Source organism: Campylobacter portucalensis (genome assembly GCF_009690845.1).
GTDB lineage: Bacteria > Campylobacterota > Campylobacteria > Campylobacterales > Campylobacteraceae > Campylobacter_B > Campylobacter_B portucalensis.
Genome location: NZ_VWSJ01000024.1, coordinates 24,344 through 43,959, shown reverse-complemented (window position 1 = coordinate 43,959; position 19,616 = coordinate 24,344). Strand labels below are relative to the sequence as shown.

At 32.7% G+C, this 19,616-nt stretch carries 29 protein-coding genes; 23 read left to right on the top strand and 6 right to left on the bottom strand.

Translation table 11 applies throughout. The features are described from left to right. The 11 genes from F1B92_RS06430 to F1B92_RS06375 all read left to right on the top strand — a co-directional run. Positions 1 to 522, top strand: a 522-nt coding sequence (locus F1B92_RS06430; RefSeq protein WP_229770961.1) for a phage protein GemA/Gp16 family protein, incomplete at its 5' end; no start/stop codon positions are given. A gap of 277 nt (positions 523 to 799) precedes the next feature. Beyond that, entirely contained in the window at positions 800 to 2,041 is a 1,242-nt protein-coding gene (locus F1B92_RS06420) for a structural protein (RefSeq protein ID WP_195836306.1), read from the top strand. Beyond that, a complete protein-coding gene (locus tag F1B92_RS06415; protein ID WP_154571037.1) occupies positions 2,002 to 2,352 on the top strand; it encodes a hypothetical protein in 351 nt (116 codons plus the stop codon). The genes F1B92_RS06420 and F1B92_RS06415 overlap by 40 nt, the downstream gene beginning before the upstream one ends. Further along, positions 2,349 to 2,771, top strand: coding sequence for an HK97 gp10 family phage protein (locus F1B92_RS06410; protein ID WP_154571036.1), 423 nt, complete (start codon positions 2,349 to 2,351; stop codon positions 2,769 to 2,771). The genes F1B92_RS06415 and F1B92_RS06410 overlap by 4 nt, the downstream gene beginning before the upstream one ends. Positions 2,772 to 2,840: 69 nt before the next feature. Further along, positions 2,841 to 3,077 (top strand): XRE family transcriptional regulator, encoded by a 237-nt coding sequence (locus tag F1B92_RS06405; protein WP_154571035.1) that lies wholly within the window; start codon positions 2,841 to 2,843, stop codon positions 3,075 to 3,077. Between the two features lie 399 nt (positions 3,078 to 3,476). Continuing rightward, positions 3,477 to 3,782: a Rha family transcriptional regulator gene (locus F1B92_RS06400; RefSeq protein WP_154571034.1), complete on the top strand. Its 306-nt coding sequence runs from the start codon at positions 3,477 to 3,479 to the stop codon at positions 3,780 to 3,782. After that, positions 3,757 to 4,194, top strand: coding sequence for a helix-turn-helix domain-containing protein (locus tag F1B92_RS06395; protein ID WP_154571033.1), 438 nt, complete (start codon positions 3,757 to 3,759; stop codon positions 4,192 to 4,194). Before F1B92_RS06400 ends, F1B92_RS06395 begins: the two co-directional genes overlap by 26 nt. Further along, a complete protein-coding gene (locus F1B92_RS06390; protein WP_154571032.1) occupies positions 4,191 to 4,412 on the top strand; it encodes a hypothetical protein in 222 nt (73 codons plus the stop codon). The genes F1B92_RS06395 and F1B92_RS06390 overlap by 4 nt, the downstream gene beginning before the upstream one ends. Next, the gene (locus F1B92_RS06385) at positions 4,409 to 4,741 is read left to right on the top strand and encodes a hypothetical protein (protein WP_154571031.1); all 333 of its coding nucleotides are present in this window, start codon (positions 4,409 to 4,411) and stop codon (positions 4,739 to 4,741) included. Before F1B92_RS06390 ends, F1B92_RS06385 begins: the two co-directional genes overlap by 4 nt. 62 nt (positions 4,742 to 4,803) lie before the next feature. After that, positions 4,804 to 4,995 (top strand): hypothetical protein, encoded by a 192-nt coding sequence (locus tag F1B92_RS06380; protein ID WP_154571030.1) that lies wholly within the window; start codon positions 4,804 to 4,806, stop codon positions 4,993 to 4,995. A 98-nt stretch (positions 4,996 to 5,093) separates the two neighbouring features. Continuing rightward, positions 5,094 to 5,312: a hypothetical protein gene (locus tag F1B92_RS06375; RefSeq protein ID WP_154571029.1), complete on the top strand. Its 219-nt coding sequence runs from the start codon at positions 5,094 to 5,096 to the stop codon at positions 5,310 to 5,312. 292 nt (positions 5,313 to 5,604) lie between these two features. Here F1B92_RS06375 and F1B92_RS06370 read toward each other — a convergent pair whose 3' ends face one another. Both F1B92_RS06370 and F1B92_RS06365 read right to left on the bottom strand, forming a co-directional pair. Then, on the bottom strand, positions 5,605 to 7,170 hold the full coding sequence (locus F1B92_RS06370; RefSeq protein WP_154571028.1) for a terminase large subunit domain-containing protein: 1,566 nt from the start codon (positions 7,168 to 7,170) through the stop codon (positions 5,605 to 5,607). 104 nt (positions 7,171 to 7,274) lie between these two features. Further along, entirely contained in the window at positions 7,275 to 8,330 is a 1,056-nt protein-coding gene (locus tag F1B92_RS06365) for a phage portal protein (protein WP_154571027.1), read from the bottom strand. Between the two features lie 133 nt (positions 8,331 to 8,463). On the opposite strand from F1B92_RS06365, the gene F1B92_RS08825 reads away from it, so the two are divergent. The 7 genes from F1B92_RS08825 (at position 8,464) to F1B92_RS06345 (ending at position 11,733) form a co-directional block, all read left to right on the top strand. After that, positions 8,464 to 8,649 (top strand): hypothetical protein, encoded by a 186-nt coding sequence (locus F1B92_RS08825; RefSeq protein WP_195836305.1) that lies wholly within the window; start codon positions 8,464 to 8,466, stop codon positions 8,647 to 8,649. Next, a complete protein-coding gene (locus F1B92_RS08820) occupies positions 8,597 to 8,950 on the top strand; it encodes an XkdF-like putative serine protease domain-containing protein (protein ID WP_195836304.1) in 354 nt (117 codons plus the stop codon). The genes F1B92_RS08825 and F1B92_RS08820 overlap by 53 nt, the downstream gene beginning before the upstream one ends. Further along, entirely contained in the window at positions 8,920 to 9,225 is a 306-nt protein-coding gene (locus tag F1B92_RS08815; protein ID WP_195836303.1) for a hypothetical protein, read from the top strand. The genes F1B92_RS08820 and F1B92_RS08815 overlap by 31 nt, the downstream gene beginning before the upstream one ends. 279 nt (positions 9,226 to 9,504) lie before the next feature. Next, the gene (locus F1B92_RS06355; protein WP_229770959.1) at positions 9,505 to 10,263 is read left to right on the top strand and encodes a hypothetical protein; all 759 of its coding nucleotides are present in this window, start codon (positions 9,505 to 9,507) and stop codon (positions 10,261 to 10,263) included. Further along, positions 10,235 to 10,906, top strand: a complete 672-nt coding sequence (locus tag F1B92_RS06350) for a WecB/TagA/CpsF family glycosyltransferase (RefSeq protein ID WP_326833117.1) — start codon at positions 10,235 to 10,237, stop codon at positions 10,904 to 10,906. The genes F1B92_RS06355 and F1B92_RS06350 overlap by 29 nt, the downstream gene beginning before the upstream one ends. A 12-nt stretch (positions 10,907 to 10,918) precedes the next feature. Beyond that, a complete protein-coding gene (locus tag F1B92_RS09200; protein WP_229770958.1) occupies positions 10,919 to 11,113 on the top strand; it encodes a glycosyltransferase family protein in 195 nt (64 codons plus the stop codon). A 17-nt stretch (positions 11,114 to 11,130) separates the two neighbouring features. Continuing rightward, complete coding sequence (locus tag F1B92_RS06345; RefSeq protein WP_229770956.1) at positions 11,131 to 11,733, top strand: glycosyltransferase; 603 nt, start codon at positions 11,131 to 11,133, stop codon at positions 11,731 to 11,733. An 872-nt stretch (positions 11,734 to 12,605) separates the two neighbouring features. On the opposite strand, the gene F1B92_RS06340 is transcribed toward F1B92_RS06345, so the two are convergent. The 4 genes from F1B92_RS06340 to F1B92_RS06325 all read right to left on the bottom strand — a co-directional run bounded on the left by F1B92_RS06340 (position 12,606) and on the right by F1B92_RS06325 (position 15,026). Beyond that, positions 12,606 to 13,541 carry a sugar transferase gene (locus tag F1B92_RS06340; RefSeq protein WP_326833115.1) on the bottom strand — a complete coding sequence of 312 codons (936 nt, stop codon included), beginning with the start codon at positions 13,539 to 13,541 and terminating at the stop codon, positions 12,606 to 12,608. 126 nt (positions 13,542 to 13,667) lie between these two features. Next, positions 13,668 to 14,396, bottom strand: a complete 729-nt coding sequence (gene lptB / locus F1B92_RS06335) for an LPS export ABC transporter ATP-binding protein (RefSeq protein ID WP_154571024.1) — start codon at positions 14,394 to 14,396, stop codon at positions 13,668 to 13,670. Further along, entirely contained in the window at positions 14,389 to 14,778 is a 390-nt protein-coding gene (tsaE, locus tag F1B92_RS06330) for a tRNA (adenosine(37)-N6)-threonylcarbamoyltransferase complex ATPase subunit type 1 TsaE (RefSeq protein ID WP_154571023.1), read from the bottom strand. The genes lptB and tsaE overlap by 8 nt, the downstream gene beginning before the upstream one ends. Before the next feature lie 2 nt (positions 14,779 to 14,780). After that, the gene (locus F1B92_RS06325; protein WP_154571022.1) at positions 14,781 to 15,026 is read right to left on the bottom strand and encodes an RNA-binding S4 domain-containing protein; all 246 of its coding nucleotides are present in this window, start codon (positions 15,024 to 15,026) and stop codon (positions 14,781 to 14,783) included. Between the two features lie 72 nt (positions 15,027 to 15,098). Between F1B92_RS06325 and F1B92_RS06320 the strand changes: the two genes are divergently transcribed. From F1B92_RS06320 to era, 5 genes are read left to right on the top strand one after another with little or no spacing between them, the layout of a single operon-like run. Beyond that, positions 15,099 to 16,316 (top strand): argininosuccinate synthase, encoded by a 1,218-nt coding sequence (locus tag F1B92_RS06320; protein WP_154571021.1) that lies wholly within the window; start codon positions 15,099 to 15,101, stop codon positions 16,314 to 16,316. A gap of 51 nt (positions 16,317 to 16,367) precedes the next feature. Next, positions 16,368 to 16,811 (top strand): 50S ribosomal protein L9, encoded by a 444-nt coding sequence (rplI, locus tag F1B92_RS06315; RefSeq protein WP_154571020.1) that lies wholly within the window; start codon positions 16,368 to 16,370, stop codon positions 16,809 to 16,811. After that, entirely contained in the window at positions 16,811 to 17,356 is a 546-nt protein-coding gene (hslV, locus tag F1B92_RS06310; protein WP_154571019.1) for an ATP-dependent protease subunit HslV, read from the top strand. The genes rplI and hslV overlap by 1 nt, the downstream gene beginning before the upstream one ends. Continuing rightward, positions 17,353 to 18,672, top strand: coding sequence for an HslU--HslV peptidase ATPase subunit (gene hslU, locus F1B92_RS06305; RefSeq protein WP_326833116.1), 1,320 nt, complete (start codon positions 17,353 to 17,355; stop codon positions 18,670 to 18,672). The genes hslV and hslU overlap by 4 nt, the downstream gene beginning before the upstream one ends. Before the next feature lie 7 nt (positions 18,673 to 18,679). After that, positions 18,680 to 19,555 (top strand): GTPase Era, encoded by an 876-nt coding sequence (gene era, locus F1B92_RS06300; protein ID WP_154571017.1) that lies wholly within the window; start codon positions 18,680 to 18,682, stop codon positions 19,553 to 19,555. Positions 19,556 to 19,616 lie beyond the last annotated feature (61 nt).

Here is a 19,616-nt window from a genome sequence, read left to right as displayed (position 1 = left end):
GAAAGCTTGAATGTAAAGGGTAAGCCACGCCACACTTACCCACTACCTATGGCAAAGGGGGTTAGTATGACACCATCTAAAAGGCTTTTTAGAAAGCAGCTTTTAGCTAAAATTCACACCCACCCACACTATAAAAGCATAAAAGATGATGACGCGTGGGAGTACTGGCTTAATTTGCGATTTGGTGAGTGTAGTTGTAGGGATTTGAGTATAAAAGAGCTGTGTGCGGTGCTTGATATATTTGAGGGCAAAAGAGAAGACGGGATAGATTTTGATCCTGATTTGGCGGGGCGAAATGAGCTTAGCGATGATAAGATCACAAAAAGGCAGATTGAAAAAATTTTATATCTTAGCAGGAGTTTGGGATGGAGTGAAGCGGGATTGATGAGATTTATAAGCAAGCAGTGCAAGGTGCTTTTACTCTACCGCTCTTATTTGCACAAGCTAAGCAAAAAGCAAGCTACCAGCGTTATAACGGGGCTTAATGTAGTTTTAAAACAAAAAATTAAAAAAGGGCTTTAGGGCTCTTTTTTTTAAGGGGGCTGTAAAAAAACACAAAAATGCGGTAAAATCCCCCTTAAAAAAAGGAGTTTAAGATGTTTTGTCCATATTGCGGCAATGAAAAGACGAAAATTGTAGTGACCATTAAAAATTTGCACAATAAACGCTATAGAGTGTGTCAAAAGTACCTTAAAAGCTTTCCCACTATTGAGGCGTTATACTTCGATCCGTACTGGCAGGAGTATTTGGAAGATACGAAAGAGAGTTTAAAAAATGCACTGGAAGAGCGGGGGCGTGCATGAATGAAAAGCGGCTATTAAAAGAGCTTTTAAAATCAAAATTCGATAAAGACGCGGGCGAGATCATAGATGAGTTTTTAAGGGAAAATTCTAACCTGGTAGGATCGCACCTTGAAGAGAAACTTGCCAATTTACTAATTTTTATAAATAAAAATTTTGATTTGGAATTGGATGAGTTAATGGGGCTTGTAACTTCCAAAATAAAGGGGATAGATATCGCCCTAAATCCTACCAACCTTGAAGAGATTTATCAAAAACTGGCCCTTTTAAATGGGGCTGTTTTGGGGGTGAGTTTTGATGGGCAGGATTTTAGGGCTATCGAGGCTATGCGTCGGGGCTTTTATTGGGCGGGTGTTGAGTATAGCCAAAAATTTCAAGAGAGGTTAAAAAGCGTGATACGGTCGGTTTTTAATGGTGAGTTGGCGCGTGATGAGATGGCGGCGGCTTTAAAAAAGGCTTTTGAGGGTGAGATAAAACATGGCGTATCATACTTCGCAGGACTAGGTGATCATATCATAAGCCAAGCCCAAAACGTCTCAACCATCACCCAAGCTCAAAAATACGGCGTTAAATTTTATAAGGTGGTAGCTAGAATGGATAGCCGCACGAGTGAGATTTGTCGTTGTATGCACGGGCGTATAATACCGGCTTCACACTTGGAAAATCAAGCCAATAAAATCATCAACGCCAAAAATATGAGCGAAAAAAAAGCGGCCGCCATGTGGATGAGCGGCGGCTTTAATGCCAAGACAAGCGATCTGCCGCATAATTTTGGCTTGCCGCCTTATCATTTTAGGTGTAGAAGCGAGGTGGTGCCCGTGTGGATTGATGAGTATAAGGTGGATGGTGTGAAGATGAGGGCTACCAAAGCGCCTAAAAATGATGAAATTTTAAGGCATATAGATAAAATGGGGGTTGAGCGGGTTGTTGATAAATATAATTACATTAAAGGCAAACACACGACTCCGCTTTATAAAAAAGCGAAAAAAGAAGATATAATAAAAGCATTAAATTCAATAAATGAAATTGCACCAAATAAAAAAAATAAAAACAGATTAAATTCTTTTAGTGACAATGGCTTTTTTATTGTGTTTAATGGTGATAGGATAGTGACGTTTATACCGCCAAAAAATGGCAATAAAAAGGCAATTTATAATTACTTTAAACAAAACAGTATAAAAGATAAAAGAGAGGTTATTAAATGGAACTTAGAAAATTTGAAATCGCATTTTATGGGATAGAGTGGCACATCGGATCATATGATTATAATGAAGAAAATGACAAAGACACGCCATTGAAAGGGCTTATTAAGCCGATGACTACTGTAAAAGACGGCAAAATTGCCTATCTTTTTGATCTATTTGCCCCCAGCCAAGACGAATGCCAAAACGCTAAAAATTTTAAAGAGTTTGGCGAGATTTGCGAGTTTAATCACTTCGATACCAATGTCGGTAGAGTGATAAAAACCTTTCAAGGCACCTTTATTGACGCTTTAAACTACGTAAGAGAGAATTTTAAAGCAGATGAGAGTGAGCGGGCGGGGGAGAGATGATTAAAGATGCGCTAAAAGCCTTTTTATTTCGCGTTGCCTCAGGCGTGCGTACGCGCGCAAAAGAGATCGCCCCCTATAAAACGGGCAATCTTAAAAAAGATATTCAAGTTTTTGATGACGGGATGGATGAGTTTAAAATTTCGGTTGGAAATACCACCATCACCCCATATGCGAAATTTGTGCACTTTGGCACACGCCCCCACCTAATCACCCCTAAAAATAAAAGGGTGCTGGCAAGCCGTGCGGCAATCTATGGCAAGCTTGTACGCCACCCTGGCACCGGGGCTAACCCCTACTTAAGCCGTGCGTTTTACAGCTACGTGGGCGGGGGTGAGTTTGAACAGGCAAAAAACGATCTGGCTCAAAAATTAGCCGACAAGTTGGCTAAGGATATAAAAATCACGCTAAAAGGGGATTAAGCGTCTTGGGCTTGTGTGAATTTTAAAGTTGTTAAGGTATAATTTAGATAAAATTTTAAAGGCAAAAAGATGGAAAAAGAGAATTTAATTAAATCAACTTGTAAAGAGCTAGGGCTTACTTATAAACAGCTTGGGGAGTTGATAGGGTATAGTGAGGGTGGAATAAAAAACGCACTCACAAAAGGCGAGATTAGCGAACAAATGACTAAATCTTTGGAGCTTTTATTAGAAAATCAAAAGCTAAAAGGCGAACTTGAAAATATAAAAGCTATAAAAACTCTTATAAAAGACTTCTTAAAAGACTAAGAAGTCTTTAAAAACTACTAAATATTTAAATAAAATAATATAAAATATCTTTTTATCTTGACAAACATAGTTATTTATGATATAATTATGTTATCAAAGTTGTTAATAACGACTTTGAAATAAAATCAAGGAGACAAGATGAAATGGCTAAGATTAATAGCGGTAATCTTACAGATAGCATTTTATGCTATTGCCATACTCAAGCTTTTTAAAAGCTAAGAGTAGCCCCTTCCGCTAAGGGGCTTTCATCTCATCAAAGGTATTATAGCAAATTTTAAGTAAAGGAGTAAAAATGAGTTTAGATTTTATCTTAATCATCATTTTAGGTGTGTGGGCAGAACTTAATGAAGCCCGCCTTAAAAAACTAGAAAATGAAGTTAAAAATTTAAAGGATAAAAAATGAGTAATTTAGTTTCAATTTTTAAAGGTGAGCCAAGCGTTTCACATCTAGTTATAGCAGAAAATACACATGCAAAAGCTAGAAGTGTAAGACTGCTTATAGATAAACATTTAGATGACTTTAAGGAGTTTGGAAAGGTGTCATTTGAAATGACTAAACCCCAAAACAGCGAGTTTGGAGGGCGTCCTAATAAGATTTTTTATCTAAATGAACAGCAATCAATGCTTATTTTAACCTACTTGCAAAATACCCCTATCGTGCGAGAATTTAAAAAAAGCATTGATAAAAGAATTTTATCACATTAGAGAGAATTTTTCAATAGGTATTGATAAATACAACGAACTTTTAAGTTATGCTAAAAAGCTAGAAGACAAAAACTCATCACGCCCCCATCTTGATAACCTAATCAAAAGTGTTGGTAAGCTAAATGAGAAGTTAAACGACCTTGATAGTAAAAACAAAGCCCTAGCAAGTGAGTTAATAACCACTAAGGATAAATACACCTCTTTGCTTGAAAAGCAAGTAAGCTTACTTGAAAACAAAAATGAAGTATTTACTTTATCACAAAACTTAGCTAAAAAAGGCACTCGCCTAAGCAAAAGCGAAAAAGATGAGATAGTAAGGCTTTATAGGAGCGGGCTTAGTTTGGCAGAGATTTGCCGCAGGGTGGAGCGAAGCGATAGTGGGGTAAGGAATGCGATAAGGGGTGAGCTGTGAATGTATTTTTTTTGGATGAAGTAGATAACGCTACGGAGCTTTTAGAGGGGCTTAGTGTTTTGCTTGAGGGGCTTGGGAGGATTTGCAGGGATGATGGCGATAGAGTGGGATTAACTCAGGCGCTTTATACGCTTGATCATTTGTGCTGGAATATGGCTAAGCGGCTAAAAGAGACGCCGCAAACAAAAGAGATTAAAAACGCAAAGGGGATAAAATGACAAGAGAAGAAATAGAAAAACAAGAGGATATAGAAGAAAAGGTAGATGAAATTAAGGGCATAATAGATAACGCAATAAAGAACTTTAAAAGCGAACGGTATAATTTTTTCATACCGTATATAGAGTTAATAGATCGCAGCTTAATTGATATGCTAGAACCTGTATTTAATAAAAAACTGTTTTGTTATGAAGATATTCGGGCTTTTAAATCTCTTTTAATAACCAACAGAAGCCTTTTTAAGAGTTGCATTGAACAGTTGGAAAAAACATTACCGGAACTTCCACTTGTGTTGTTGATATATCTCGAGAAGCTCTTAAGCTATTATTAACCTATGCAATATCCGGCGAAAACTGCCCCCTAAAAGAGACTTACGCTCAATATTGGGCAAGAATGGCTGATAAAGAAGAAAAAGAAAGGTTGATCAGCTGGAAAGATAACCAAGACTATACTTACTGGAGCTCATCTGTTTTTAACGATACTAAAGAACTTTTTGAGTGGGGAAAAACTTTAAAACTTGCCTTAACGGCTAAAGAAATTTTAGAATATAAACAATCATTTTTTGAAAAAAATAAAGGAGAATAAAATGAGTGTTATAGAAAAATATTTGGAAAAAGAAAAAAAACAGACAAAAGATTGAGAGGCTTGAGGGGTGTGAAGATTATTTTATTACATCAATAGAGTTGGCAAGGCTTTTAGAAGTAAAGCACAGCAAAATCACGCCAATTATTAAAACCTTTTTTAGTGGCAACCGCGACTTTTTAACCCAGGATAAAAAGGTTTATGATATCAATTTTAAAAGCTTTTTAAACGTTGCGAGGGTGTTAGATAGTGCTGCGGAATTAAGTGAGATAGGGTTTTTATCCGTTATAACTTTAGCGGAGGCTAGTTGTGAAATCTAGTGTTGATTTTGGGGATTTTTTGGACGCTGTTTTAGGTGCGGGGGCGGAACTGAAAAATACGGGGGAGAGGCTAAGCCAAGAAGGATACCAAAGATATTTACAGGGCTTGTTTGGATGATATTAAAAACACTAAAGAGAATAAAAAGGATTAAAAATGGCAGGTCAAAATCTTATTTTAGCTATAACCGTGGCACTTTTTATTTTTGTTAGCTATAAAGCATATAGACAAAACAAAAAAAGGAAAACCCCAATACTAAAAGCCCCCGTTTAATTAAAATTTTAAAGGCGGGGCCTACAAAATGATTGCCCCGCCTCGTTTTCGTTTCACTACCGCCCCCACCTTGTGGCATGCCAGGGCTAAAGCCCAAAATCTATCAGCATGCCCGTGTTCATCTCTTTTGGCATCATACTTGAAATTCTTACCCCCTGCGGTGCGTTTTATGGCGTGCAAGTCGGCAATAAGACGCGAGTCGTTGGGGATTGAAATTTTTTTATCTTCAAATAGCTTTTTTAGGTTGAGGGCTAACTCCTCTTTTATGGGGGCAGTAAAATATACCCCTGTAATGCGTGATTTAAACTTGGCGTGCATGGTCTCTGTTAGATTTAGTCCGATCCCCGTTTTATCCATCTCAAGGGTGGCAAGGGGGTAGCTTTTTAGGTGTGCCGTTAGGATATTTTCCTGCTCTTTAAAGCTTGCTTTATTAAACACCTCCATCATAGCCAGCACGTAGCTATCCCCATTACTCTCAATAGCTGCAAGGGTAGATCTATCATGCACCCGCCCGATATCATACCCGCAAAATAGCGGCGTGCTGCTACTAGGTGTGAAGTAGCCGGCTCTTTCATCGATACAGCTTTTAATGAGGCTTATACTTAAAAGCGAACTCTCATCGTCTATAAAAACGCACTCATAAGCACTTGCCCACGTATCGGCATCAAAAAGTGCCCTCATCGTCTCCAAATCGAAATTTAGCCCGTCATCCATCGCCCTATAGATATCGACACGGAAACGCTCAAACATCCTATATTTTAACTCATCGCTAAAAAGCTCATGAAAAAGGCTTTTTTCTTCAAATGGGGTTGACAGTATCGTTAAACGCCCCTTAATAGCCCCGATACTTGGCACGAATGCATGCCAAATTCGCTTAGGATTTGGATACCAGGCAAACTCATCCATCCATATATCGCCCGTAAAGCCCTGCACGGTGCGGAAGTTGTGCGCTAAGGCTTTTATGATGGCGCCATTTTCCAGCGTGATCTCCGTTTGGCTCTCTTTGGCTAAGGCTATGCCGAATTTTGACGCCCATAGTTTTAAATAGTTCATTAAAATTTGGGCTTGCTCTTCGGATGCGGATAAAAATAGCTGGTTACGCCCGCCAACCCCGCCCACCAACGCATCAGCAGCCGCAACGTAGCTAAAACCTATCTGCCTTGACTTTAAAACGATCCTAAACTGTGCGTCGGATCTAAAAAACTCTTTTTGATACTCAAACAGTTCGCCCTCTTTTAAAATTCTCTCTCTTAAGTTTTGTGCGGCCTTGTCCAGACTGATTGGCGGCTTTACGTAAATGGTCTTTTTCTTTTTGTTTTCACCCGTTAGTCTGTTTAAGGCGATGATGAGATCTGCCATGAGTGCGGTCTCTTGCGGGGTGATATCGTTTTTTTGGATAAGTAATTCGATCTTGGCTTGAAGTGATTTTATAGCATTTTCAATGCTCGTTTCATATTTTTTTGCCTCTTTTGCCCACTTCAATATGGTTGGGCGTGATACCCCCATCTGTTTTGAAACCAAAACGGAATTTACACCGCTATTTAATAAATTTATACACTCTTCTTTAAATTCTTTCACATACGCCATTTTTTCCCTTTTTTTCTCTTTGCCATACTCTTACCTACCCCAAAAGTATTTAAACGTTTTTAAACGCGGTTTAAACGTTTTTAAACGGGGTTTTGAATATGAGTTTAAATGTTTTTTTGCCAACCCAAAATACTTCTAGCCTCCGCAACACTAATAATACCCCTTTCAACAAGCATTGTCACTATCTCGCCATCATCCTTAAAATCGGTTACATCGATAGCCTTTAAAACTACCTTTATACCGATACTTGCAAAAAAGCCCTCAATTAACTCGATTTTGGGCTTGATCTCTATCTCGTTAAACTGCTGTAACTGTCCAATAAGTTCACCGCCACCGCCAAGGTGTGCCCCTTGAATGATACCAAGTAGGAGCGGCGGGATACCGTGAGCGGCCGCTATCTCATCGCGGCTAACCTCTTTTAAAGCCTTAAAGCTTATATCTTCTACCCCGCCAAGCTTTTCAAATCTGATCTTTGCCTCTTTATCGCCAATTGAGTTGGTATATGCTAGTAGCGTTTTATGGGCGTTATTTGCCCCTTTAAAACTATCGGAAAAAAAGCTTTTATAAGCGACAATTTGCTCCGTTGTCGGTTCGTTGTTTTCATGCACGATAGCAAGATCGGGTTTGGCGCCATTTTTAAAAAATGAGTAGTTGTAGCTGTCGGCTTCACGGTTTATTAAAATTTGAAGCAGGCAGGGCAGATAGTCGGGCTCACCATAGTAGCGAGAGGTTGGTGAGTAGTATTTTAGATAGTATCCGTCCAACTTTTTTTGATCGCCATCTCGTGTCACTTGAAAAATTTCACGCATTCTATTTGTACGCCACTCATGGGCAGGGATATTGTATAGGACAAAATTTTCACCCCCGCCCGCCTTTTCGATGGGTGCATTCCCAAAAAGTTCCAAATTATAGGCAAACTCAAATAAAAAGGATTTTGCCGATATATTCGGCGGCATTTTTCGGGCCAGATCGCACTCATAAACTTCGATTTGTGATAGCATGTTTGCCTTTATTTTGATGGCTCTTCGGTGATATACGTTTGCATAGTGAAGTGCCAAAAGATCATCAAATGAGACAAAAGGGACAAGCAGTCCGTTTACCTCGCTATCTTTTGAAATTTGTACGCTTTGGGCGTGGGCGTTTTTAAAAATATAATCCATCTTTACTCCATTTAATTTTTAAGCATTATACTTTAAAATTTTTTAGCAAATGCCCTAAATAAAGGCTATTTAGAGACGCACAAGCCAAAAAATTTTATACAATTGGGCAAAATTAAAAGCTAAAGGAGTAGTGATGGCAGTAATGCTTAAAAACTTAAATATAACACACATTTCACTTGTCAAGGCGGGGGCGAATAAAAAAAGCATAGTCTATAAAAGTAACGATGAGGCGTTAAACTATGAAAAGACTGTCAAAATAGCCAAAAATGACGAAGAAAAAAAAAGAGGGGGGGGGGGTAGTTTATGGGATCGTTTATAGCCCTGATGAAGTAGACGCTCATGGTGAGATGAGCAGCGGCGAAGAGATCCAAAAGGCGGCTTATGGCTTTATGAAAGGGCTAAATGGCGGCAATGTAGATAGAGAGCACGATTTTAAAAACCGTGATGCTTATGTGGCTGAGAGTTGGATTGTCAGGGAAAATGACGCCCTTTTTAAGGGTGAAAAGGTAGGAAGTTGGGCTGTTGGGATCAAGCTTGAAAGCGATGAATTAAAACAGGCTGTTAAAAAGGGTGAGATCGCGGGCTATCGATGGCGGGCACTGCGGTGCGTGAAGAGATAAGTAAAAGCGAAGAAACCTCAAGCATAGCACAGGCTATTTATAAGGGTTTTGGTGCGATTTTAGCGAAATTTGAGAAAAAAGGAGAAGAGGTGAAAGACAGAGGGGAAATAGAGAAAATTGACGACGTTAAAAAGGCGTTGAGTGAGAATTTTGAGAAGTTAAATGGTTATTTAGAGGGGCTTTATAAGCGTGTGGGTGAGTTGGAGACTGCTTTAAAGACAAGCAAGCAGGATCAAAATATAGCTAAAAATGATGATATGCAAGGAGTTTTATAATGGAAATTTTACTAATCTGTTTTTGAAATTTTAATTTTAATTTTATTTATTTTAAATCTAAGAACCATTAATTACAAAATAGCATTTTTTGCATTAATCTCATTTTTTTATCTATTTTATAATTTTATTTTGGGTATATGTTTTGAAGATATCCATATTTTAGATTTTTTATTGGCATATAAAGCATATATTTATTTAATAATATTATCTTTTTTGGTTGGTAAAATTTTTATCAGCAAAATTTTATTTAGGAAATTGCTTAGATATATCTTGATAGTTATGTTTATTAAGTATTTTTATTGCGTTATTTTAGGCATAAATTTAAGACCAGGTATTTTTGCAGAAAATAATTTTGAATTAATGTTTATATTGATATTATTTTATTTGGAGTATATTTTGCTTGATAATAAAATAAATTTATTAAATACTTTTTTATTGGTTTGTATTTTTATTTTATCTGGTTCTAGATCAGGCATTGCGTCTTTAGGATTTCTATTTTTTATGATGTATGGATTTAAATTTGATGAAAAATTTTTGATAAGATTTTCTTTTATAATACTCATTTTTGCTGCTTCTATATTTATTTTTATAGAGAGAGGGCAGACGATAGCACAGATTGATAGATTTAAATTTTTAATGTTATTTTTGTATGATATAAGAGATTGGAATTTGATGGATTTTTTGCTTGGTAGTAGCGGTGCTTTAAAGCCATTGAGCGATTTTACTTGCAATAAACTATTTTTTTATGAACTTTTCAGTCATAAAAGTGATGAAATTTGTTACTCTGTAGCTTATCACTCTTATATATTAAGAGCTATTTTTGACCATGGTTTGATTGGGTTGCTTTTTATATGTGTATTTTATCTATATATTTTAAAATTATCTAAATTTAGTATATTGCAATGCTTGAATATTTTGGGTGTGATATTGTTAAATTCACTATCTGTATCTGCTTTTAATAATGTCTTTGTTATAATGGCTGTAATTTTTCTTTTAGGGGTTGATAGAAGTGCTGGATATATTAAAAAATCAAAATAAAAAAAGTAATTTAACCACTTTTTTAAATCCATATTCTTACTGTTTGGCTAGAAAACATAAGGAATTATTTAAACATTTTAATATAAAAATAGATGGAATTTTATTGGTTAAGTTTTTAAAATTTGCAGGCTTTGATTTTAAAAGAGAGAGTTTTGATATGACTTCGCTTGCACCAGAAATTTTTAATCAATGCATTAATGAAGATAAAAAAATTTTTATAGTAGGGACAAATCAGCAAAATTTAGATCAAACTATAAATAATATAAAAGATAAATTTAGAGGTATTAATATCATTGGTTGTCGAAATGGATATTTTACTAAAGATGAGAGAGTGGAGTTTATTGATTATCTTGTAAAATTAAATCCAGATATTTTAATATGCGGTATGGGTGCGGTATTGCAAGAAGAATTTTTGCTTGATTTAAAAAAATCAAATTGGGGGGGGGTAGGATATACTTGTGGTGGATTTTTGCATCAAAGTTCAAATTCGTTGATGTATTATCCAAAATGGATGGATAGATATCATCTTAGATGGTTGTATAGATTTTTTAAAGAGCCTATTGTGAGAAAGAGAATTTTGATTGATTATCCTAAATTTTTATTTTTATTTATGTATGATTATTTTAAGTATAAAAACAAATGATTGGCGGTGTTGATGAATTTTTCAGTTTTAATGTCAATTTACTATAAAGAAAATCCAAATTTTTTTAATAGAGCTATGAAAAGTATTTGGAATGAGCAGAGTATAAAACCAAATGAAATAGTTTTGGTTGAAGATGGAGAGCTTACAGAGGAGCTTTACAAAGAAATTAAAAAGTGGAAAAATAAAATTGGGGGGGGTATAAGATAGTTAAGCTAGAGAAAAATATGGGGCTTGGTGATGCTTTAGCTATTGGTTTAATGGAGTGTTCAAATGAGTTGGTTGCTAGAATGGATAGCGATGATATATCTTTACCTGATAGATTTAAAAAACAGCTAAAAATTTTTGAAAAATATGATTTTATAGATGTTTGTGGTTGCAATGTAGCGGAATTTGATAAGGATGAAAATAAAATATATGGCTATAGAAAAGTGCCGGAATTTCATGATGAAATAGTGAAATTTGCTAAATTTAGAAGCCCGATAAACCATCCATCTATTATGTTTAAAAAATCATCCGTCCTCTTAGCTGGAAATTATCAAAAAGCTATTTTTATGGAGGATTATTTTTTATGGGTAAGAATGATTTTAAGAGGATATAAATTTTACAATATAAATCAAGTTCTTGTGAAAATGAGAGCAGGTCAAGCACAGATATATCGAAGACAAGGGCTTAAATACGCTATAAGTGAATTTAAGATCCAGTTTATATTTTATAAGATGGGATTTTTAAATTTATACGAATTTATAAGAAATGTTATTTTAAAATTTAGCGTTAGAGTTATGCCAAATTGCATTATAAGAAGAATTTATGAAATTTTACGAAGATAGGGTGTGTTGAAATTTTATAGTTGATTTTAAATTTTGGTGATAAAATATTGGCTTTTTTATTTCATCTATCTTGCAACTAAAGTCAAAAAGTTTGTAAAATTTGAATGTTTGAAGAGATAGATTATGAAGTTAAAGAGCATTTTAAAAACATTTCAAGAGTGATTTTGAACTTATAAATTTCATAAAAAGTTTTGAGATTACGGCAAATTGGACTTAAATTAAAAGGCAAAAAATTACCTTTTATGAATACAACAAATTAAAAGAGGATATAAAAATGGTAGAAAATATATTAAATTTATTAAAATTGATAAGAGATTTCTTGATTATTATTTGATTATATAAATTTTATAATTTGGCTTTATGATTAATAACATCTAACTTATCTCTTTTTATAACTTTTTTGATCATTAATGTTAAAATATGCTTACTATTTTCTTAAATACTATACAATTTTAAAATCAAAGATTATGGGATAAATTTATAAATTTTAGACTTAACATTACCCAAACTCCATCAAATTAGCCTTAAGTTATGATTTACTTAAATTTATAAGAAAATTTTCTATCTTAATTTAAGTTATAAGATAAAAACAATGCTAAAATAATGTAAAATTATTTTACAAAAACATCTTTTTTGCTTTTACGTAAAAAGGTCTTGGTGGATTAAGGTTTAAGTGTTAAATTTAATGCAATGTTTTAAAATTATATCAATGAAATCAAAATTAGGGATATTTCAAGATTAGAGAAATTTTATTTTGTATTTATAAGTGTTAGTTTTGGTATATGCTAAATAGAAAAATATTAAAATTTATTAAAACTGATTTGTTTTGTTGAGACTAGATTTATACGAGTTAAAGCGTGATTTGTTTGATATTATATACCTTTCTTTCGTATCATAATAGTTATAGTTGCAAATATAATTTTTATCTCAAGCCATATAGACCAGTGTTTTATGTAGTATAAATCATACATTAGTTTTTGTTTTGTGTCGTAGATATTTTCACCATAAGGGTAGTTCACCTGTGCCCAGCCTGTGATACCAGGTTTTACTATATGGCGTTCATTATAATAAGGTATTTCTTGTTCATACTCTTTAACCAGTATATCCCATTCAGCCCTTGGTCCTACTAGATGCATATCTCCTTTTATGATATTGAAGCATTGAGGAATTTCATCAAGCCTTGTTTTTCTCAAAAAATCACCAAAAGGAAAGATTCTATCGTCATTTTTGCTTGTATATTTTTTTAAATTAGAGTTTTCATGCATAGTTCTAAATTTATAGCATTTAAAGACTTTCACATTCTTTCCTATCCTATTTTGTATGAAATACAAACTACCAGGACTTTGCTCTTTTATCTTTTTTTGAACATAAAATTTAAAGAAAAAATTAATAAAAAGCAGAATAAAACAAGCTATAAAATCTATAAATTTTTTGATTGAATATTGAAAAATGTTATAAGTTTTTATATCCATAAGAAAATCTAAATTTTTATCATCATCTGGAATATAGAGTTTTTTTAAATACTCTTCTAATAATTTTTGAATAGAGATTATTTTTATAGATTTTTTTCTATATTTAAATCCAAGCAATGTTATAAATTTAATCATTCTATTATTGATATTTTGATCGCTATTTATCACCAAATATTTATAACACCCATTACTCAATAAATTTTTTATATCTTGTCTAGCTGAAATATAGCTTTTTTTATTTTCATTATATTCTAAAATTTTTAAATTTTTAAATTTTTTATTAAGTTTGTTTAGCTCTATTTCATTAAATTTATATTTATTACCAAGTATTATCACTTCTGCCCCCTAGTTTAAATAATATTAACTTGCATATTATCAAAATTAGCTTATGTTTTTTTTAAATTTTATATCTTGATATTTTAAAATATAGATTTATATTAAAAATTTACAAAACTATAAATATCAATTGAAAAATTTAAATTCTTCTCCGAGATAGTGTTTTTTTACATTTTCATTATTTGCAACTTCATTACTACTTCCGCTTGCTAAAATTTCACCATCTTTCATAACATAAGCTCTATCACAAATAGCTAAAGTTTCTCGAACATTGTGATCTGTTATCAAAATACCTATATTTAGCATTTTTAAATTTTTTATTATGCTTTGTATATCAGCAACTGCTATTGGATCGACTCCTGCAAATGGTTCATCAAGAAGTAAAAATTTTGGTTTTATAACAAGGCTTCTAGCTATTTCACATCTTCTTCGCTCACCTCCACTTAAGCTAACTCCAAGTCTATCTCTAATTGGAGATATATTCAATAAATCAAGCATCTCTTCAACTTTTTGTTTAGCAAGTTTTTTGTCTTTAAAATTTACTTGGGCAGCCAATAGTAGATTCTCTTTAACACTTAACTCTTTAAAAATACTGCTTTCTTGTGGTAAATATCCAATGCCTAATTTTGCACGCTTATGAAGTGGAGTTTTTGTTATATCTTCATCATTTAGTGTTATCATTCCAGAAGTAGGGCTTATAAGCCCGCATATCATATAAAAGCTAGTTGTCTTACCGGCTCCATTTGGCCCTAAAAGACCAACTACTTCTCCACTTTTTACACTTAGAGAAACATCTTTTATAATATTTGCTTTTTTGATTATTTTTTTTAAATTTATGGCTTGAAGTTTATGCATAAGTTACCTTGTAGTTTCTTTTGTTATTTAAAATTTCTATCTCTACCGTGCAATATGGAAGATTAAATTTTTTAAGCATTCTTTCTAATCCTTCATCCGCCCATTCAATCAAGTGAAGTCCATCTTCAAATAAATTTTCAAAAAGCCCGTTTTGTAAAATTCTTTCACTTCCATACTGATATATATCGTAGTGATAAATTTTGTCGTAATTTTGCATAATGCTAAAAGTAGGTGAGCAAATATTTTGATTAAATCCATAAATTTTAGCTATCTCTTTAACTAAAGTGGTTTTTCCACTTGCCAAATTTCCTTTTAATAAAATAATTCCATCTTTTGGCAAAATTTCTACTATTTTTGAAAGTTCATTAAGCCCTAAAATCATATTTATAACTCTTTAATATATTCGTTTTGTTTTGATTTGGGTATATTTTTTGTAACAGGAAAGGCTATAACTTCATATTTTTTTTCACCATTTAAAAATTTAATAGTAATTACATCGCCTATTTTTAGCTCTTTTGCAGGCTTACAAACTATGCCATTTACGCTAACAACTCCGCTTTTACACATATCTTCGCTAATTGCCCTTCTTTTAGTAATATTTACTATATTTAAAAATTTATCGACTCTCATAATGATATTTTACCTAAAATTAATGAAATTTAGATAAAATCACCGTTAAAATTTAAAACAAAGGTTATTTTTATGAAAAAAGATGTCAAAAAGGTAGTTTTAGCTTATTCTGGCGGACTTGATACGAGTATTATTCTAAAATGGCTTGGAGATAACTATAACTGTGAAGTTGTGACTTTTACAGCCGACATTGGACAAAATGAAGATTTAAATCCCATAAAAGAAAAAGCCCTAAATTTAGGCATAAAAGAAGAAAACATCTTCATCCTTGATATAAAAGAGGAATTTGTAAAAGATTATGTTTTTCCTATGTTTAGAGCAAACGCTATTTATGAAGGCGAGTATTTATTAGGCACTTCAATTGCAAGACCTTTAATAGCTAAAAAACTTGTAGAAATTGCTAAAAAAACAGGAGCTGATGCTATAAGCCACGGTGCAACAGGTAAGGGAAATGATCAAGTTAGATTTGAACTTGGAGCTTATGCTTTGATGCCTGATGTTAAGATTATAGCACCATGGAGAGAGTGGGATTTAAATAGTCGTGAAAAACTTTTAGCCTATGCTAATAAACACGGCATTAGTATTGAAAAAAAACCAGGAAAATCTCCATATTCAATGGATTCAAATTTACTTCATATCTCTTATGAAGGGCTTATTTTAGAAGATCCAAACGCATCACCCCAAGAAGATATGTGGAGATGGACATCAAGCCCAAAAGATGCACCAAATGAGAGTGAAATTATAGAAATAGAATTTAAAAACGGCGATCCAGTTGCTTTAAATGGTGTAAATTTAAGCCCTGCAAATATGCTTAATGCACTTAATAATTTAGGTGCAAAACATGGAATTGGAAGACTTGATTTGGTTGAAAATAGATATGTTGGTATGAAAAGTAGAGGATGTTATGAAACTCCAGGTGGAACTATTATGTTAAAAGCACATCGTGCTATTGAAAGTATTACTCTTGATAAAGGGGCAGCACATCTAAAAGATGAAATAATGCCAAAATACGCAGAGTTGATATATAACGGCTTTTGGTTTAGCCCCGAAAGACTTATGCTTCAAGCTTTAATTGATGAGAGTCAACGCCATGTAAATGGAGTTGTAAGACTTGAACTTTATAAAGGAAATGTTATTATTTTAGGTAGAAGTAGCAAAAGTGATAGTTTATTTGACGCTGAGTTTAGCACATTTGAAGAAGACGAAGTATTTAATCAAAAAGATGCAGAGGGATTTATAAAATTAAATGCCTTGAGATTTATAATTTCAGGTAAGAATGGTAGAAAATAATACATAAAATTTTATGTATTATTATACAAAATTTAAAAAAGGAGTTTGAAAATGAAAGTTTTATTGATAAAAGATGTTAAAAATTTAGGAAAAGCAGGGGAGATTAAAGAAGTAAAAGATGGTTATGGAAATAACTTTTTGATAGCAAAAGGTTTAGCAAAAGCCGCAACTACTGATGTTTTAAGAAAATACGAATCTGACAAAAGAAAAGAAGCACAAAATTTAGAACAAGAAATAGCAAATTTAAACTCTTTAAAAAATATCTTAAAAGATATAAAAATTCAGATTAAAAAACCAGTTGGTGAAAGCGGATCGCTTTTTGGTTCTGTAACAAAAGATGAAATTTCAAATGCCTTAAAAGAGCAAAAAGGTATTGAGATTGATAAAAAAACTTTAGATATACAAGCCATAAAACACGTTGGAGTTTTTGATGTTGGGGTTAAATTTAAACACTCAATAACTGCTAAATTTGAAATAGAAGTGGTGGCTGAGTAATGTTTCACGCTACTACGATTTTAGCTTATAAGGGTAAAAATGCTTCAGTTATTGGAGGCGATGGTCAAGTTAGTTTTGGGCATACTGTTTTAAAAGGCACAGCTATAAAAATCCGTAAAATTGGAAAAGATTCTAAAGTTTTAGCAGGTTTTGCTGGAAGCACGGCTGATGCTTTTAATCTTTTTGATATGTTTGAAAAACATCTTGATGCTTCAAAGGGGGATATTTTAAAAGCAGTTGTTGAGTTTAGCAAAGAGTGGAGAAAAGATAAGTATTTAAGAAAACTTGAAGCAATGATGATAGTTTTAAATAGAGATCATATCTTTTTACTAAGTGGTACAGGAGATGTTGTTGAGCCTGATGATTCAAAGATTGTAGCTATTGGAAGTGGAGGGAATTACGCACTCTCAGCAGCAAGAGCTTTAGATAAATTTGGCTCTTTAAATGAAGAAGAGCTAGTAAAAGAAAGCTTAAAAATAGCAGGTGAAATTTGCATCTATACAAACACAAATATCAAAACTTACACTTTAAAGGATAGTGAATAATGCTTACACCACGACAAATTGTTGAAAAATTAGATGAATATGTTATCGGACAAAATGACGCTAAAAGAGTGATTGCTGTTGCTTTAAGAAATAGATATAGAAGAATGAAGCTTGATGATGATATAAAAGATGAAGTAATTCCAAAAAATATCTTAATGATAGGTTCAACTGGAGTTGGTAAAACAGAAATAGCTAGAAGATTATCAAAGCTTTTTGGACTACCTTTTATAAAGGTTGAAGCTAGCAAATATACTGAAGTTGGATTTGTTGGTAGAGATGTGGAGAGCATGGTAAGGGATCTTGCAAATGCAGCTGTAAATTTAGTAAAAAATGAAGAGATTGAGAAAAATAGCGATAAAATTGATGAATATGTTCAAAAAGAGATTTTAGAAAAGCTTCTTCCACCTCTTCCAAAAGGTGCTAGTGAAGAGAAAATATCTGATTATCAAAAAAGTTATGAAAGAATGAAAGAAAAACTTATTAATGGCTCTTTGGATGATTTAAATATAGAAATAGAAGTTAAAGAAAACTCTCTTGATACAAATCCAAATTTACCACCTGAAATGCAAAATATGCAAGAAAGCTTTGTCAAAATCATCGGTGTTGCTAGTAGAAAAGTTAAGAAAAATTTAAAAGTAAAAGATGCAAAAGTTATCTTAAGAAACGAAGCTAGCGAGAAAGTTTTAGATATGGAAGCTATCAAAACAGAAGCGATGAGAAGGGCAAAAGAAGAAGGGATTATCTTTATAGATGAGATTGATAAAGTTGCAGTTTTAAGCTCAAACTCACGCCAAGACCCAAGCAAAGAAGGAGTTCAAAGAGACTTGCTTCCTATAGTTGAGGGCTCAAGCGTATCAACAAAATATGGAGTTTTAAATACAGATCATATTTTATTTATAGCAGCAGGGGCGTTTCATGTAAGTAAGCCAAGTGATTTGATTCCTGAGCTTCAAGGGAGGTTTCCACTAAGAGTTGAGCTTGATAGCTTAGATGAAGATGCTTTATATGAAATTTTAACTAAACCTAAAAACTCACTTTTAAAGCAATACATTGCCCTACTTAAAACTGAAGATGTTGAGCTTAAATTTGATGATAATGCTATCAAAAAGATAGCTAAAATTTCAGCTAAAACTAATGAAACTATAGAAGACATCGGTGCAAGAAGACTTCACACAGTTATAGAAAAAGTTTTAGAAGATATAAGTTTTGAGGCTGATAATTTTATTGGTCAAGTTGTAGCTGTAGATGAAAAATTAGTTGAAGAAAAACTTGGTGAAATTTCAAAAAATGAAGATTTAGCTAGATATATTTTATAGGGAATTTATGGATAAAAAAAGCGGTTTTGTAACTCTTATAGGTAGAACTAATGCAGGAAAAAGTAGCCTAGTAAATTTTTTATTAGGCGAAAAAATATCTCTTGTTTCACACAAACAAAATGCAACTAGAAGAAAAATAAATGCTATTGTTATGCATGAAAAAAATCAAATCATCTTCATAGACACTCCAGGTCTTCATAATAGTCAAAAATTAATGAATAGATTAATGGTTGATGTGGCTATTAAATCAATTGGCGATGCGGATTTGATTTTATTTGTAGCTTCTATACACGATGATTTGAGAGATTATGGGGAGTTTTTAAAGATAAAAACAAATTTAAAACACATAGTTGTTTTAACAAAAATAGATCAAGCAAGCCCTGAAGCGGTAATCAAAAAGCTTGAAATGTATCAAAAATTTAAAGATAAATTTCAAGCCATAATGCCAATTTCTATAAAAAAAAGCATATATAAAAAATCTCTACTTGATGAAATTTCAAAACATTTACCAAATCATGAATATTTTTATGATGAGGAGCTTTTAAGCACTTCAAATTTAAAAGACATATATAGAGATTTTATCTTGGAGGCTATTTTTGAATCGGTTAGTAGTGAAATTCCTTACTCTAGTGATGTAATTGTAGAAAAAGTTATAGAAGAGCCAAATTTAATTTCTATTTACTCTAAAATTATTACAGATACAAATTCTCACAAAATAATACTTATAGGTAAAAATGCTACTACTATAAAGCGTATAGGGATAAAAGCTAGAAAATTAATTTCAAAACTTTCAAAAACAAAAATTTATATAAATTTAGATGTTATTGTAAAAAAAAGCTGGAATTCTAATGAAAAAATAATAAAAAACCATTTTATATCTTGACTTATGTAGAAAAATATTTTAAAATACACGAGTTGGAATAATTTTAAAAATAGCTAATTTA